Source organism: Vibrio sp., assembly GCF_984391705.1.
In genome coordinates this window covers 71,037-86,197 of sequence record NZ_CFHWOM010000009.1, presented here as the reverse complement: position 1 = coordinate 86,197, position 15,161 = coordinate 71,037, and the positions used below count along the sequence as shown (strand labels likewise).

The window sequence follows — 15,161 nt, the reverse complement described above, 5'->3', positions numbered from 1 at the left end:
AGGGGTAAGCAAGCCGTATGTCGGCAAGGAGACGCTTATGGGTGACACAGACCGGAAACTTTTTGTTCTAGACACCAACATCCTTCTTCATGAACCTTTAGCCATCTATTCATTTAAAGAACACGATGTCGTCATCCCGATGACTGTATTAGAAGAGCTCGATCGAATTAAAGACAGCAAACGCGATGTCGCACGTGATGCTCGTGTAGCGATTCGAGCGCTCGAAGCCATGTTTAAAGATGCCACCCCAGATGAAATTTCTGAAGGGATCCCGATTAACAAAGACTCAGAAAATACTGGCCATATTGCGATTCTGGCCGATTTTGAGTTGCAAGAAACCGTCAAAGCTTTCGCCGATAAAGCCGGCGATAACCGAATCTTAAACGGGGTGCTTTACCTGCAAAATAAACGAGCCCCCCGTGAGGTCATCTTGGTGACGAAAGACATTAACATGCGTTTGCGTGCCAAAGGGGCAGGAGTTCGATTTGTCGAAGACTACCGAACAGACCAATTGATCGATGACGTCCAATACCTCACAAAAGGTTTCCAACAAATTGAAGGGGATTTTTGGAGTAATATCGAACAAGTTGAAAGCAAGAACCTTGCAGGCCGTACTTATCACACTCTCGATCGCGAGCCATTCGAACCAACCTACATTAATCAATACGTGATTGATCAAGAGAGTGATTTTGCAGGCCGAGTTGAAGAGATCGAACAAGATAAGATCACCATCAAGGATCTCAGCCGAGAACGCATGATGCACCGAAGAGCTTGGGACATCACGCCAAAAAATATTTACCAAGGCATGGCGTTAGATGCGCTACTCGATCCTGATATCGACTTGGTGATTCTAACCGGTGCAGCAGGTAGCGGAAAAACCTTGCTCGCTTTGGCTTCCGCACTGGAGCAGACCATTGAGAATGGCATATTTGACAAGATCATTGTCACACGAAACACACCGGATATTGGCGAGGCTATTGGATTCTTACCCGGTAGCGAGGAAGAGAAAATGATGCCTTGGCTTGCCGCTGTCACCGACACCCTCGAAGCGCTGCATAAGAATGATCACTGCACCGAAGGATCGCTCAAATACATCTGTGATAAAGCCAATATTCAATTCAAATCGATCAACTTCATGCGCGGTCGCTCGATCCAAAACGCTTTCGTTCTGCTTGATGAATGTCAGAATCTAACTGCCTCTCAGATCAAAACCATCATTACCCGCTGTGGTGAAGGGACTAAGATCGTCTGCTCAGGCAACTTGGCTCAAATCGACTCCCACTATCTAACCCCTGTGACGTCAGGTTTGACCTACATGGTCGAACGCTTCAAGAACTTCGAAGGCAGCGCCAACATTCACCTAAATGGTGTGGTTCGCAGTCGCCTTGCTGAATATGCTGAAGAGAATTTATAGTCACTTATGCCGAGATATAATTCATATCTCGGCATTTTTAAAAATAATTATTCACAAACATTGGTTAAATATGTTTAACTAACTCCATTAAACGAATGAACATTCAAGGACTGGAGCATGGCCTTTAATCTACGTAACCGAAACTTCCTAAAGCTACTCGATTTCACTCCCAAAGAGATCCAATTCTTACTTGATCTCTCTGCTGATCTTAAAAAAGCCAAATACGCAGGGACCGAGCAAAAAAAGCTGGTTGGTAAAAACATTGCTCTGATCTTTGAAAAAGCATCAACTCGTACACGCTGTGCGTTTGAAGTCGCAGCATTCGATCAAGGCGCACAAGTCTCTTACATCGGTCCATCTGGCTCTCAAATTGGTCACAAAGAGTCGATGAAAGATACAGCGCGTGTCTTGGGGCGTATGTACGACGGCATTGAGTATCGAGGTTTCGGTCAAGAGATCGTTGAAGAGCTTGGCGCTTATGCGGGCGTGCCTGTCTGGAACGGCCTAACCGATGAATTTCACCCAACACAGATCTTGGCAGATTTTCTAACCATGCTTGAACATGGCCGCGGCAAGCAGCTGCACGAAATCAAGTTTGCTTACCTTGGCGATGCGCGTAACAACATGGGCAACTCATTGTTAGTGGGCGCAGCGAAAATGGGGATGGACATCCGCCTCGTCGCGCCAAAAGCCTACTGGCCGGAAGAAGAACTAGTCAACGCCTGCCTAGCTATCGCCAACAGCACTGGTGCTAAAATCACCCTAACGGAAAATGTTGATGAAGGCGTACATGGTTGTGATTACCTCTACACCGACGTTTGGGTCTCTATGGGGGAAGCACCAGAAGCGTGGGATCAACGCGTCGCTATGATGAAACCATACCAAGTCAACATGGACGTCATTGCTAAAACGGGCAATCTGCAAGTTAAATTCATGCATTGTTTACCTGCATTCCATAATGACGAAACCACCATTGGTAAAGAAGTCGCAGAAAAGTACGGCATGAATGGCTTAGAAGTCACGGACGAAGTCTTTGAATCCGAGCATTCCATTGTGTTTGATGAAGCAGAAAACCGAATGCACACAATTAAAGCTGTGATGGTGGCCACACTCGGTAGCTAAACAAGGCAAAATATCGACAGAAAAACCCTCGATGTAATCGCTTGCGTTAACAAATCTTCAGCGTATAATGCTCGGCAATTTGTCTGGAGGTAGTAAAAACATGCCACGTAATTCGTGCTCTACAAAGCGTATTACACTGGGTAAGCCAATGAGCTTATCGGCGTGCTGTTTTGCTATTTCCACCGATTTCAAAAGCCTCCCGTAATGGGGGGCTTTTTTGTGCCTAAAATTCATGACTGGGAAGATGATTATGACAAACACGCTTTATAACAAGCACATTATTTCGATTCCTGAGCTTTCTCGTGAAGAGCTAGAATTGATTGTCAAAACAGCAGGTGAGCTGAAAGCAGATCCTAAGCCTGAGCTAATCAAAAACAAAGTGGTCGCGAGCTGTTTCTTTGAACCATCAACCCGCACTCGTTTGTCATTCGAAACGGCAATCCAACGCATCGGTGGCGATGTGATTGGCTTCGATAACGGCGGTAACACATCCCTTGCTAAAAAAGGCGAAACGCTAGCTGACTCTGTGCAAGTTATCTCTTCTTACGTCGATGCTTTCGTTATGCGCCACCCTCAAGAAGGTGCAGCGCGCCTAGCGTCTGAATTTTCTAATGGCGTCCCAGTCATCAATGGCGGTGACGGTGCGAACCAACACCCAACCCAAACCTTGCTCGACCTATTCTCCATCGCAGAAACTCAAGGACGACTAGATAATCTTAACGTTGCGTTTGTCGGCGACCTTAAATATGGTCGAACGGTTCACTCACTGACTCAAGCGTTAGCAAAATTCAATAATGTTCGCTTCTTCTTTATTGCACCGGAAGCCTTAGCAATGCCAGATTACATCTGTGAAGAATTAGATGAAGCTGGCATTGAGTTCAGCCTACACACAGACATGGAAAGCGTCATTCCTGAGCTCGACGTGCTCTACATGACTCGAGTACAAAAAGAACGTTTCGATGAATCAGAATACGCACATATTAAGTCGGCTTACATCTTAACCGCCGCTTTGCTGGAAGGTGCGCGTGAGAACTTAAAGGTACTTCATCCTCTACCACGTGTGGATGAAATCACCGTCGACGTTGATAAAACACCTTACGCTTATTACTTTGAACAAGCGGAAAATGGCGTGTATGCGCGTCAAGCACTACTTGCGCTTGTTCTTAACGAAACACTGTAATCGAGAGGAGAATTACCATGTCTAAAGAAACTCAATTGCAGGTTGAAGCAATTAAAAACGGTACCGTTATCGACCACATTCCTGCTCAAATTGGTATTAAAGTGCTTAAGCTTTTCTCAATGCACAAATCAGAGCAGCGTGTCACAGTCGGTCTGAACTTGCCGTCATCAGCACTAGGCCATAAAGATCTACTCAAAATTGAAAACATCTTTATTACCGAAGAACAAGCAAGCAAACTTGCACTGTATGCGCCCCATGCAACAGTCAACCAAATTGAAAACTACCACGTAGTGAAAAAGCTAGCACTGGAACTGCCTGAGCAAGTGAACAACGTATTTGAGTGCCCAAATACCAACTGCATTACTCATGGTGAACCTGTTGAGAGCAGCTTTAAAGTATTCGAGAAGAAAGAAGATATTCGGTTGAAATGTAAATACTGCGAAAAAGTCTTCTCGCGTGAAATCGTCACTGAACGCTAATGCATAAGCGGCCATAATAGTTCACGTTTTCACCTATCCCCGCAGAATGAAGCGGGGATTTTTGCTTTACCCAGCACATAAATCACGGCAAACTGAGTTTCCTGTCCACTAACCCTAAACAGATGGAACATAACAATGACTAAAGTACTTCACACTGAATCAGCACCAGCGGCTATCGGCCCATATGTACAAGGTGTAGACCTAGGCAACATGGTTCTGACTTCTGGCCAAATTCCTGTAAACCCAGCAACGGGTGAAGTATCAGCAGACATCGCAGAGCAAGCTCGTCAGTCTCTTGATAACGTAAAAGCAGTAGTTGAAGCGTCTGGCCTATCTGTAACCGACATCGTAAAGATGACTGTTTTTGTGAAAGACCTAAACGACTTCGGTACAGTAAATGAGGTTTACGGCAAATTCTTTGATGAGCATAAGGTTGCTAACTACCCAGCTCGCTCTTGTGTTGAAGTAGCACGTCTACCTAAAGATGTCGGCATTGAGATTGAAGCGATTGCTGTTCGCAAATAACAGCAAACATCGTTAACAATAAAGCGAGCTCAGGCTCGCTTTTTTAATGGCTCTCACCTGAGGTTAATAATACTTATCACAACCTAGATGCAGTTGAGGGTCATCGACGAGTTCATCGATTTGCGCTGCAAACTGATGATGCGATTCCCGTTCTTCAATCAAGACTGACTGGCTGGCTTCATCAACAACAAGCACTGTTCCCGTTCCCTGCTGACATTCAACCAGCATTCCTTTTTTGATCTCACTGATATCCATTGCGCTTCTCCTCTATTTATTATCGTTACGCGCCCGTTATCAAAACGATCAAAAAAGCCGACTAAAGAGTCGGCTTTTTAAATACATTGGGGTGACGATTACTTAGCGAAATCTACGCCCGTTTGGATATCACCGTTAAGCGTTTCTAGCATGCCATCAAGCGCAGACTTTTCGAAATCACTTAGAGGACCGTAGCTTAGAACCTCCTCTACGCCTTCTTTGCCTAGTTTCACCGGCTGAGCGAAGAATGGTGCGTGCTCGCCGTCACCTTCAACATAAGCGTACTCAATCACTTCTTCACCTTGCAGTGCTTTCACCATAGCAAGGCCAAAACGACACGCAGCTTGACCCATAGATAGAGTTGCACTGCCACCACCCGCTTTCGCTTCAACTACTTCTGTACCTGCGTTTTGAATACGCTTAGTTAGAGCTGCAACTTCTTCATCAGTGAACTCAACACCTTCCACTTGAGACAGTAGAGGTAGAATTGTTACACCTGAGTGACCGCCGATAACAGGTACACGCACTTCGCCTGGATCTTTATCTTTTAGCTCAGCAACAAACGTTTCAGAACGAATCACATCGAGAGTTGTTACACCGAATAGACGTCGCTTGTCGTAAACACCTGCTTTTTTAAGTACTTCAGCAGCAATTGGCACTGTTGTGTTTACTGGGTTAGTGATGATACCCACAAGTGCCTTTGGACATACAACTGCAATCTTCTCAGCCAGAGACTTAACAATGCCAGCGTTCACGTTAAATAGGTCAGCGCGATCCATACCAGGTTTGCGAGCAACACCCGCAGAAATCAGAACAACATCCGCACCTTCTAGAGCAGGTGTTGGATCTTCACCAGCATAACCTTTAATAGAAACTGGAGTTGGGATATGGCTTAGGTCTGCAGCAACACCCGGAGTAACAGGGGCAATGTCGTACAGAGCTAAATCAGAACCAGCTGGAAGGCGGTTCTTAAGTAGTAGGGCTAGGGCTTGACCGATGCCACCAGCGGCACCAATAACGGCTACTTTCATCGTAGTTCTCCTTGAGATGACTCTCTTATATATGTCTTATAGGGCGATTTGTAATCAGCTGTGACAAAACTAAACCAATCACAACCTGATTACAATCAATTAACGTCAGCTTTGCGACCTTGCGCAATCCGACAAAAACGTGCCACAACTGGCGCTGCCATTATCCTCTTGTTCGCCTTTAATGACAAAGGTTTAACTGATATTTACCTCACCAATTAAAAGTAAGTTTACAGTGATATCTTAGACATAATTTCACTCAAGCCATGGCGGAAAATGCATAGCTATGCGAGAATATTCACTCGCTTTTTATAAAACAACTGGTGAAATAACCATGCGCCATTCAGAAAAACAAGATAATCTCGTTCGTGCTTTTAAAGCCCTACTAAAAGAAGAACGTTTCGGCTCACAAGGCGATATTGTTGAAGCACTAAAAAATGAAGGCTTTGAAAATATCAACCAGTCTAAAGTTTCTCGCATGCTGACAAAATTTGGCGCCGTACGTACGCGTAACGCCAAAATGGAAATGGTTTACTGTCTTCCAGCAGAACTTGGGGTACCAACAGTCTCAAGTTCACTGCGTGAGTTGGTGTTAGATATCGACCACAACAACGCAATCGTCGTCATCCATACTGGACCAGGCGCTGCACAGTTGATTGCTCGCTTATTAGACTCTCTAGGAAAAGCTGAAGGAATCCTTGGTGTTGTTGCGGGTGATGACACTATCTTCATTACTCCGACGCTATCGGTAACAACAGAACAGCTTTTTGACTCTGTTTGCGACCTATTTGAGTACGCAGGTTAAGCGATATTCATCTCAAAAATACGAATCACGCCGCCAATATTATGGCGTGATTCAGATCACATCTTAAACAAATCTTCACCACTGAACACCATCAACATAAACTAATGATTTAAAAGAGTTTTAACCTTTTAAACTCTCATAAACATAGACTCGACAATTAGTCTTTTTTACTACATTTCTTAACAATCGTGTAATTATCTGCCGTTTTTTTGGTATTATTCAGCCACTTTTTCAACATACGGATTGGAAAAGATGCCGTTTCCAGTAATAGGAAACTCCCAAAGCAACTAAACTTGCAATGGGGTTAATAATGAATAAAGGAAGGGAAATTCATGGCATTAAACAAACTTATTAAAGTTGGCGCTATTGCAGCTGCTGTAATGGGCGCTGGCGCGGTTAACGCTCAAGAGTTCGTAACTATCGGTACTGGTTCAGTAACAGGTGTTTACTACCCAACTGGTGGTGCGATTTGTAAGCTAGTTAACAAAGGCCGTAAAGAACACAATATTCGTTGTTCTGTAGAATCGACTGGTGGTTCGATCTACAACGTGAACACTATCCGTGCAGGTGAACTAGACTTCGGTATCGTTCAGTCTGACTGGCAGTACCACGGTTACAACGGCACAAGTAAGTTTGCTGAGCAAGGCCCGTACAAAGACCTACGTGCAATGTTCTCTCTACACACAGAACCTTTCAACATCATCGCTCGTAGTGACGCTGGTATCGAAAACGTATCAGATCTAAAAGGTAAGCGCGTAAACATCGGTAACCCAGGTTCTGGTGACCGTGCAACTATGGGTGTTGTAATGGAAGCGATGGGCTGGACAAATGATAGCTTCAAGCTAGCGTCTGAGCTTAAAGGTTCTGAGCGTTCTCAAGCACTATGTGACAACAAGATCGACGCATTCGTCTACGTGGTAGGTCATCCAAATGGATCGATCAAAGAAGCGACAACATCTTGTGATGCGAAACTTGTTTCTGCAACAGGTGCAAAGATCGATGAAATCGTAGCAAACAACCCTTACTACGCATACAGCACTGTTCCAGCAGGTATGTACCGTGGTACAGACAAAGACGTGAACAGCTTTGGTGTTGCGGCAACTATGGTAACAACAGCAAACGTTTCTGACGATGTTGCGTACAATGTAGCGAAAGCAGTATTCGAAAACTTCGATACGTTCAAGCGTCTGCACCCTGCATTTGCAAACCTGAAGAAAGAAGACATGGTTCAAGCTGGTCTTTCTATCCCTCTACACCCAGGTGCAGAGAAATACTACAAAGAAATTGGCCTACTTAAGTAAGCGTTCTTTGTACCAGGGAAGCACCTTGCTTCCCTGGTCATTATCAAGTGGCCTCTAGGCTGCCTTCTTTTTGAGTTTCACTATTTGAAACTCTTGTCCGTTTTATACCTAAGAAAAACACGTAATTGAGCAATATTTCATCTATTCACTACACTGAAAGATGCAAAATAGAGGTTCATAACTCAAAAAATACATGAACCATATATAACAAGGATAAAGTACATGTCGAAGACAACATCTCCGTCTCAAGATGTGCAAGATATGGTCGCTCAAGCCGATACTGGTGCCCGTTCTCCAAGTGGAATTCCTGGTCGCATCTTATGGTTTGTGCCGCTATGTTGGTCACTATTCCAACTTTGGTACGCATCTCCTCTGCCGTTCATTTTTGATTTTGGCGTACTTAACGATACTGAAGCGCGTTCTATTCACCTTATGTTCGCGGTATTTTTGGCGTTTACAGCCTACCCTGCAATGAAGAACTCTCCACGAGATCGAATTCCTGTAGTGGATTGGCTTTTGGCTCTAGCAGGAAGCTTTGCTGCCGCCTATATCTATCTTTTCTATACCCAACTTGCGGGCCGTTCTGGTGCGCCAACGACAATGGATATTGTGGTTGCCGTGATGGGTATGGTGTTACTACTTGAAGCGACACGACGCGCGTTAGGTCCACCTCTCATGGTTGTAGCAGCTGTATTCTTGCTTTACACCTTTGGTGGCCCATACATGCCAGACGTTATTGCGCACAAAGGGGCTAGCTTAAACAAAGCCATGTCTCACCTGTGGCTTACGACTGAAGGTGTATTTGGTGTTGCACTGGGCGTTTCAACCTCTTTCGTTTTCTTGTTTGTACTATTTGGTGCAATGTTAGAACGCGCTGGCGCAGGTGCATACTTTATTAAAGTCGCTTTCTCGCTGCTTGGTCATATGAAAGGTGGCCCAGCTAAAGCAGCCGTTGTAGCTTCTGGTCTTTCTGGCCTTGTTTCTGGCTCATCAATTGCTAACGTAGTGACAACCGGTACATTTACGATTCCTCTAATGAAGCGTGTTGGCTTCCCAGGCACTAAAGCAGGCGCTGTCGAAGTAGCAGCATCTACTAACGGCCAGCTAACACCACCGATCATGGGTGCGGCAGCTTTCCTAATGGTTGAATATGTGGGTATTTCCTATGTAGAGGTTATCAAAGCCGCTATCTTACCAGCGCTGATTTCGTACATTGCCCTTATTTACATTGTTCACCTTGAAGCATGTAAAGCAGGTATGACTGGCCTACCTCGCCGCCGTGTTCCGACAGTGGTTCAAAGCCTATTATCATTCACTGGAACCATACTAGGTCTGTGTGTTATTAGCGCCGCCGTCTACTACGGTGTCGGTTGGACTAAAGGCGTCTTTGGTGATGCAGCAACGCCAATCGTAACGGTTGCCCTTCTGCTTGCTTACGTTGGACTTGTGAGTATTTCAGCTAGATACGCTAAAGAAGGCGCTATCGAGATTGACGCAGAGCTCACGGAAGTTCCAGAGCCTGGTCCAACAATCAAATCAGGTTTACATTACCTATTGCCGATCGTGGTACTGGTTTGGTGTCTAACTGTTGAGCGTTTCTCTCCAGGCCTATCCGCATTCTGGGCTACGGTGTTTATGATCTTTATATTGATCACCCAACGTCCCCTAATGGCTGTGATGTCTAAACAAGGCTCGATTGCAGAACAAACTAAGCAAGGCTTCGTTGATTTACTTGAAAGCCTTGTTACCGGTGCCCGTAATATGATCGGTATCGGTGTTGCGACAGCAGCAGCAGGTACAGTGGTAGGTGTTGTAACGCTGACGGGTATTGGCCTTGTGATGACAGACTTCGTCGAGTTTATCTCTGGCGGTAACATCATTTTGATGCTGTTGTTTACGGCTGTGATCAGCTTGATCTTGGGTATGGGTTTACCGACAACGGCGAACTACATTGTTGTATCGACGTTAATGGCACCTGTAATTGTGACATTAGGTGCACAAAGCGGGTTAATCATTCCACTGATTGCCGTTCACTTATTCGTGTTCTACTTCGGTATTCTCGCGGATGACACCCCACCAGTAGGTCTAGCGGCATTTGCTGCCGCAGCTATCGCAAAGTCAGATCCTATTCGAACGGGTATCCAAGGTTTTACCTATGATATTCGAACCGCCATTTTGCCGTTTATGTTCATCTTCAACACCCAGTTATTGTTGATGGGGATCGACAGTTGGTGGCATTTGATGCTCACGATCATATCTTCTGTTATTGCAATGCTGATATTCTCTGCAGCAACGCAAGGCTGGTGGTTTACTAAGAATAAATGGTGGGAAACTGTCTTACTGCTTGTTCTGACATTTACCTTCTTCCGACCTGGATTCTGGTGGGATCAAATCTATCCAGCGAAGGTGCTACATCCAGGGACTGAGATTGCAGCCATCACAGAGAAACTGCCAGTAGGCCAAGAGATTGAGCTGTTAGTCGCAGGTGAAAACCTTGAGGGCGATTACATCTCAAAAACAGTTCGCCTGCCTTTTGAAGATAGTGCCACAACAGCAGAAGAGCGAATCTCATCGATGGGTCTCATGCTTAATGACACCAATGGCCGCATGATTGTCGACATGGTGGAGTTCGGTAGCCCTGCAGAATCTGCTGGTGTTGACTTTGATTGGGAGATCCGTTCAGTGGTCGTTGATGCAGACCGCCCAATGAAAGAGTGGGTATTTGTACCTGCACTCCTTATCTTGATCGGTCTAGCAATGAACCAAAGAAGACGAGCTCGTAAGGACGAATTGAGCGCGTAAGTTAATCAGCCCCGCCACTTAAGCGGGGCTATACTTAAGCTAAGGATGCATTTACTCAGCTTCTTATGAAGCGATGATAAAGAGAATAAACAATGTATAAGCAAATTCTTGTTCCAGTCGATCTCAATGACAAAGGCTTTTCAGATAAAGCTATTGATCAAGCCGTTTGGCACGCCAAGCATGCTAACGCGCAGATCCATATATTAAACGTACTGCCAGGCATTCATATGTCGATGGTCGCGACTTACTTTCCAAAAGATGCCGCGCAAAAAATGCGAGATGATGTGGAAGAGCAACTGAAGGAATTTGCTTCACAGCATATTCCAGAGGAAGTCGTTTACAAAGCGCACGTTGCGGAAGGTAAAGCTTACACAACCATACTCGATTACGCAGAAAAACTTGGCGCTGATCTTATTGTAATGCCAAGCCACAAGCGCTCAAAAATTGATAAAGTTGTACTTGGTTCTGTCGCGAGTAAAGTCGTACAAAACTCTCCTATTAACGTAATGGTGATTAAGCCGCAAGGCTAGCATACAGAATCTTAAAAAAAGGCGCTCATAGAGCGCCTTTTTAATAGCTAAAACCTATCAAAATGATAGAGCCAATCCAATTTCATTAATGGGAATAATTCTCAATAATAGTTCCATCGAAACAAATACGATTGGACTATCCCATGAAAAAGACACTCACTTTTGCAGCTCTTCACTTTACGATTGCTTTTAGCGTTGCTTACATTCTGACCGGTGATATTTTGATTGGTAGCCTAATCGCGATGATTGAACCATCTGTCAACACCGTCGCATTCTATTTCCACGAACGTATTTGGAGTCGCAGTAAAGCACTACAAACTCTTGCGCGCTCCGCTAAAGTGAAAACCACCAGCTTTGCTATTGTTCATTTTAGCGTTGCCTTCGGTGTTGTTTACCTTCTTACAGGAGATGCATTTGTCGGTGGTATTATGGCTGCGATTGAGCCAACGATTAATACCTGCGTTTATTACTTCCATGAGAAAGTTTGGCAACGTAAACAAAATGATAGCTCTAGTCATTGGCACTGTGCTCACGCTTAATGATTGAACATTAATGTGTAATTTAGAGCGGAAAATGAGTCACACATAAATCTCTACTTAGACCGATGTTAAAGCGTTGCGTTTGCCCGTCTAGCGACACTTCCAGCAGATAGAGATCTGCTGGATTGGGGTGATTGGAGTCGGCATAAATAGGTGCTTCTACTTGAAATAATGCGCTAGCATGATCTGATCGTACATCGATCGGTAGGTGGTAAGTCATACCATTAAATTTGACTGAAGCCGACACTAAACCTGGAGTATAGGTTTGGTAGTGCAGATCAACTAAAAACTCACAGCCACCACCATGATGCCAAATCTGCTCTGTCGTTATATGCTCCAAACGAACGTGGCGAATAAACTGGAGGTAAGGCTCTTTCCAGATCCCTATTCGCGAATCGCTCTTTTGATAATTCAACTCCCCTAAAGAACATACCTCAGGCATATCTTCATCGAGCAGCAAGGGCTCATCTTCTTCCAGAAATAGAATCTCAAATCGGTTTCGGCCCAATTGCAAATACGGGCGGATATCTTTCTTATATTCCGCTTGAGTTCCATCACAATCAAACACCCCAACCCCATTGAGGCGAACTTCAGCAAAATAATCAATGCCGCCAATCACCAAATCCACTGAAGGAAATGCCAACATAGCTTCATCAACTTCAATGTCATGCATTAAATGCCACTCTTGCTCGGCAATTTGCTCTTCGCTCAAGCTATCAGGCAAGTTTGCACTTAATGGTGCTGGAAAATGAATATCATCTTGCGGTACAGAAAGATCGGTAAGAGGAGATATTTGCCAAAGACCCGCTAAAGAGAGTTGCATAGAGTTAGGTTCCAACCGGTAAATTGATTCAGATCAAACTTTGCCAATTATAAAGAAAGCGCCTATATAAAGATATAAAAATGCCAGTCACTAGGACTGGCATTTTTGTATGATTTGACTGAATTACTCTTCGTCGTCTTCTTCTGGGTAAAGTGCGTCTTCACCTTCATAATAGGTGCCCCAGCCGTCGTAGATGATGTCGTATTTTTCAGCAAGCTGAATCAGCTTTTCAACCTGGCCATCAATAGCTTCCGCATTCAATGCAGATTCCATCGTCGCATCACAACATAGAAGTTTGTTGCCATCTTCATCTTCTGTTTCTTCAGCTTCAAGCACTTCAAAACCCATCTTAAAGGCTTCAACCACGGCTTTTTCTAGCGTGTCAAAATCTTCTGCAAACAGATGATGTTCAATTTCGTACAGCGCGTCTGGATCACTGCCATCTTCTAGTAGTGCTTGAATGATGTCGCGAGTCTCTTCCTTTTGAATCTCAATTAATTCTTCGACTGATAGATATTCATCTTCATGAGACATAAATAGTGCTCCAGATAGTGACAAAAATGATCTTAATTTAACGCAACGGACTATCGCACGGATCCAGCAAAAATACTACCCAGAATACGCCGAGATCCTGATCTTTATGAAGGGATTAACCGTCACCTTAAAATGATCAAGCTCACAAGCTGAGTAAATTAACATTTTTTTATCAATTGAGTGATTTAGAACTTTATTCCGTCCAATGGTTAACCTAGCAGTATTTCATTATGCGTTTTTATTTTTTTGCCCTGCATATTATCCAGCAGCCTCTTTTTGCATAAAAACCATCTTTTGAAACCCATAATGGTTATTTAATGAATATCTATGCCGTGTCAAATCATGAACAACATACAAATCTGGGCCACGATACGAATAGGAAGTCAATCTTCACTCAGTAGACTAAATTATATATTTTAGACTTATATATAGGATATAAATAAAATAACAAATTTTAAGGCTATGAAATAAACATTTTTTAGTTTTAACACCCAAACTGGTAGCTTGCATATTGATAACAACCTTGTCATAAATACGCACTGGAACAAATCGTAAGGATACAAAATGAGTAAGCTGTATGTAGGCTCTGAAGTTGGCCAGTTAAGACGTGTATTGTTAAATCGCCCAGAGCGAGCATTAACTCACTTAACCCCTTCCAACTGTCATGAACTGTTGTTTGATGATGTATTAGCAGTTGAAGCCGCAGGTGAAGAACACGATAAGTTCGCTCAGACACTCACCGAACAGGGCGTTGAAGTTCTATTGTTACACGACTTACTCGTTGACACTCTAGCCGTTGCCGACGCAAAAGAATGGCTGCTGAACACGCAAATTTCCGATTTGCGTTACGGTCCAATTTTTGCCCGTGACCTTCGCAACTACCTAGCCGATATGGATAATGAACACTTAGCAACCATATTGTTAGGTGGTTTGGCATATTCTGAATTACCGATAAAATCGGTGTCTATGTTGCCGAAGATGCATCGTCCACTCGACTTTGTCATCGAACCACTTCCAAATCACCTATTTACCCGAGACACTTCTTGTTGGGTTTACGGGGGTGTATCGCTCAATCCAATGATGAAACCGGCACGTCAGCGCGAAACCAACCACTTGCGTGCAATCTATCGTTGGCATCCCGTATTTGCTGGCCAAGACTTTATTAAGTATTTCGGTGATGAAGACCTGCACTACGATAACGCTAATATCGAAGGTGGTGACGTTCTGGTCATCGGTAAAGACGCTGTACTTATCGGTATGTCTGAACGTACGACAGCACAAGGTGTAGAAAACTTAGCCGCTAGCCTATTTAAATATGGCCAAGCAAAAGAAGTGATTGCAATAGATCTACCAAAACATCGTTCATGTATGCACCTTGATACAGTGATGACACACATGGATATCGATACCTTCTCAGTCTACCCAGAGATCATGCGTAAAGACCTAGATACTTGGCGTTTAAGTGCCAAAGATGACGGTGAAATGAAGGTCGAACAAGTGCCAAGTTACATTCACGCCATTGAAGAAGCGCTGGGGGTCGATTACCTGAAGATCATTACCACGGGTGGTGACAGTTATGAAGCTGAGCGTGAGCAATGGAATGACGCAAATAACGTACTAACCGTCAAACCTGGCGTTGTTATTGGCTATGAACGTAACGTTTATACCAACGAAAAATATGATAAAGCGGGTATTGAAGTTCTTACCATTCCAGGCAATGAGCTAGGTCGTGGACGTGGCGGTGCTCGCTGTATGAGCTGCCCAATCGAGCGTGACGGTATCTAAAGAAAACAAGATACTTAAAAGGGTTGGCTAATTAAGCCA

Annotated in this window: 15 protein-coding genes; 11 read left to right on the top strand and 4 right to left on the bottom strand. The window is 44.2% G+C overall.

The features are described from left to right. Positions 1–37 precede the first annotated feature (37 nt). The 5 genes from AC4MRV_RS08675 to AC4MRV_RS08655 all read left to right on the top strand — a co-directional run bounded on the left by AC4MRV_RS08675 (position 38) and on the right by AC4MRV_RS08655 (position 4,720). Positions 38–1,414: a PhoH family protein gene (locus AC4MRV_RS08675; RefSeq protein WP_491187031.1), complete on the top strand. Its 1,377-nt coding sequence runs from the start codon at positions 38–40 to the stop codon at positions 1,412–1,414. A 117-nt stretch (positions 1,415–1,531) separates the two neighbouring features. Then, a complete protein-coding gene (locus tag AC4MRV_RS08670) occupies positions 1,532–2,536 on the top strand; it encodes an ornithine carbamoyltransferase (RefSeq protein WP_491187030.1) in 1,005 nt (334 codons plus the stop codon). A gap of 250 nt (positions 2,537–2,786) precedes the next feature. Then, on the top strand, positions 2,787–3,716 hold the full coding sequence (gene pyrB, locus AC4MRV_RS08665; protein WP_491187029.1) for an aspartate carbamoyltransferase: 930 nt from the start codon (positions 2,787–2,789) through the stop codon (positions 3,714–3,716). Positions 3,717–3,733: 17 nt separating this feature from the next. Further along, a complete protein-coding gene (pyrI, locus tag AC4MRV_RS08660) occupies positions 3,734–4,195 on the top strand; it encodes an aspartate carbamoyltransferase regulatory subunit (protein ID WP_491187028.1) in 462 nt (153 codons plus the stop codon). 135 nt (positions 4,196–4,330) lie between these two features. Then, complete coding sequence (locus AC4MRV_RS08655; protein WP_008073782.1) at positions 4,331–4,720, top strand: RidA family protein; 390 nt, start codon at positions 4,331–4,333, stop codon at positions 4,718–4,720. A gap of 63 nt (positions 4,721–4,783) precedes the next feature. Here AC4MRV_RS08655 and AC4MRV_RS08650 read toward each other — a convergent pair whose 3' ends face one another. Then, positions 4,784–4,975 (bottom strand): hypothetical protein, encoded by a 192-nt coding sequence (locus tag AC4MRV_RS08650; RefSeq protein WP_491187027.1) that lies wholly within the window; start codon positions 4,973–4,975, stop codon positions 4,784–4,786. Between the two features lie 98 nt (positions 4,976–5,073). Further along, complete coding sequence (gene mdh / locus AC4MRV_RS08645) at positions 5,074–6,006, bottom strand: malate dehydrogenase (protein WP_491187026.1); 933 nt, start codon at positions 6,004–6,006, stop codon at positions 5,074–5,076. Between the two features lie 331 nt (positions 6,007–6,337). On the opposite strand from mdh, the gene argR reads away from it, so the two are divergent. The 5 genes from argR to AC4MRV_RS08620 all read left to right on the top strand — a co-directional run bounded on the left by argR (position 6,338) and on the right by AC4MRV_RS08620 (position 11,980). Next, positions 6,338–6,808, top strand: coding sequence for a transcriptional regulator ArgR (gene argR, locus AC4MRV_RS08640; RefSeq protein WP_005472752.1), 471 nt, complete (start codon positions 6,338–6,340; stop codon positions 6,806–6,808). Positions 6,809–7,140: 332 nt separating this feature from the next. Continuing rightward, the gene (locus AC4MRV_RS08635; RefSeq protein ID WP_008073757.1) at positions 7,141–8,109 is read left to right on the top strand and encodes a TAXI family TRAP transporter solute-binding subunit; all 969 of its coding nucleotides are present in this window, start codon (positions 7,141–7,143) and stop codon (positions 8,107–8,109) included. Between the two features lie 222 nt (positions 8,110–8,331). Further along, complete coding sequence (locus AC4MRV_RS08630) at positions 8,332–10,911, top strand: TRAP transporter permease (RefSeq protein ID WP_491187025.1); 2,580 nt, start codon at positions 8,332–8,334, stop codon at positions 10,909–10,911. Between the two features lie 92 nt (positions 10,912–11,003). Next, the gene (locus tag AC4MRV_RS08625) at positions 11,004–11,441 is read left to right on the top strand and encodes a universal stress protein (RefSeq protein WP_491187024.1); all 438 of its coding nucleotides are present in this window, start codon (positions 11,004–11,006) and stop codon (positions 11,439–11,441) included. Positions 11,442–11,584: 143 nt separating this feature from the next. After that, positions 11,585–11,980 carry a DUF2061 domain-containing protein gene (locus AC4MRV_RS08620; protein ID WP_491187023.1) on the top strand — a complete coding sequence of 132 codons (396 nt, stop codon included), beginning with the start codon at positions 11,585–11,587 and terminating at the stop codon, positions 11,978–11,980. Between the two features lie 22 nt (positions 11,981–12,002). Here the strand turns inward: AC4MRV_RS08620 and AC4MRV_RS08615 are convergent, their stop codons facing one another. Together AC4MRV_RS08615 and rraB are read right to left on the bottom strand one after the other, a co-directional pair. Next, positions 12,003–12,803 (bottom strand): glycosyl hydrolase 2 galactose-binding domain-containing protein, encoded by an 801-nt coding sequence (locus AC4MRV_RS08615; protein ID WP_491187022.1) that lies wholly within the window; start codon positions 12,801–12,803, stop codon positions 12,003–12,005. A 123-nt stretch (positions 12,804–12,926) separates the two neighbouring features. Then, positions 12,927–13,337: a ribonuclease E inhibitor RraB gene (rraB, locus tag AC4MRV_RS08610; RefSeq protein WP_491187021.1), complete on the bottom strand. Its 411-nt coding sequence runs from the start codon at positions 13,335–13,337 to the stop codon at positions 12,927–12,929. A 564-nt stretch (positions 13,338–13,901) separates the two neighbouring features. On the opposite strand from rraB, the gene arcA reads away from it, so the two are divergent. Further along, positions 13,902–15,122 (top strand): arginine deiminase, encoded by a 1,221-nt coding sequence (arcA, locus tag AC4MRV_RS08605; RefSeq protein ID WP_491187020.1) that lies wholly within the window; start codon positions 13,902–13,904, stop codon positions 15,120–15,122. The last annotated feature ends 39 nt before the right edge of the window (positions 15,123–15,161 follow it).

What these genes read in the sequence shown, in the direction of transcription:
- AC4MRV_RS08675 (WP_491187031.1), top strand. Translation starts at nt 38, where the DNA reads ATGGGTGACACAGACCGGAAACTTTTTGTTCTAGACACCAACATCCTT.
- AC4MRV_RS08670 (WP_491187030.1), top strand. Translation starts at nt 1,532, where the DNA reads ATGGCCTTTAATCTACGTAACCGAAACTTCCTAAAGCTACTCGATTTC.
- pyrB (WP_491187029.1), top strand. Translation starts at nt 2,787, where the DNA reads ATGACAAACACGCTTTATAACAAGCACATTATTTCGATTCCTGAGCTT.
- pyrI (WP_491187028.1), top strand. Translation starts at nt 3,734, where the DNA reads ATGTCTAAAGAAACTCAATTGCAGGTTGAAGCAATTAAAAACGGTACC.
- AC4MRV_RS08655 (WP_008073782.1), top strand. Translation starts at nt 4,331, where the DNA reads ATGACTAAAGTACTTCACACTGAATCAGCACCAGCGGCTATCGGCCCA.
- AC4MRV_RS08650 (WP_491187027.1), bottom strand. Translation starts at nt 4,975, where the DNA reads ATGGATATCAGTGAGATCAAAAAAGGAATGCTGGTTGAATGTCAGCAG.
- mdh (WP_491187026.1), bottom strand. Translation starts at nt 6,006, where the DNA reads ATGAAAGTAGCCGTTATTGGTGCCGCTGGTGGCATCGGTCAAGCCCTA.
- argR (WP_005472752.1), top strand. Translation starts at nt 6,338, where the DNA reads ATGCGCCATTCAGAAAAACAAGATAATCTCGTTCGTGCTTTTAAAGCC.
- AC4MRV_RS08635 (WP_008073757.1), top strand. Translation starts at nt 7,141, where the DNA reads ATGGCATTAAACAAACTTATTAAAGTTGGCGCTATTGCAGCTGCTGTA.
- AC4MRV_RS08630 (WP_491187025.1), top strand. Translation starts at nt 8,332, where the DNA reads ATGTCGAAGACAACATCTCCGTCTCAAGATGTGCAAGATATGGTCGCT.
- AC4MRV_RS08625 (WP_491187024.1), top strand. Translation starts at nt 11,004, where the DNA reads ATGTATAAGCAAATTCTTGTTCCAGTCGATCTCAATGACAAAGGCTTT.
- AC4MRV_RS08620 (WP_491187023.1), top strand. Translation starts at nt 11,585, where the DNA reads ATGAAAAAGACACTCACTTTTGCAGCTCTTCACTTTACGATTGCTTTT.
- AC4MRV_RS08615 (WP_491187022.1), bottom strand. Translation starts at nt 12,803, where the DNA reads ATGCAACTCTCTTTAGCGGGTCTTTGGCAAATATCTCCTCTTACCGAT.
- rraB (WP_491187021.1), bottom strand. Translation starts at nt 13,337, where the DNA reads ATGTCTCATGAAGATGAATATCTATCAGTCGAAGAATTAATTGAGATT.
- arcA (WP_491187020.1), top strand. Translation starts at nt 13,902, where the DNA reads ATGAGTAAGCTGTATGTAGGCTCTGAAGTTGGCCAGTTAAGACGTGTA.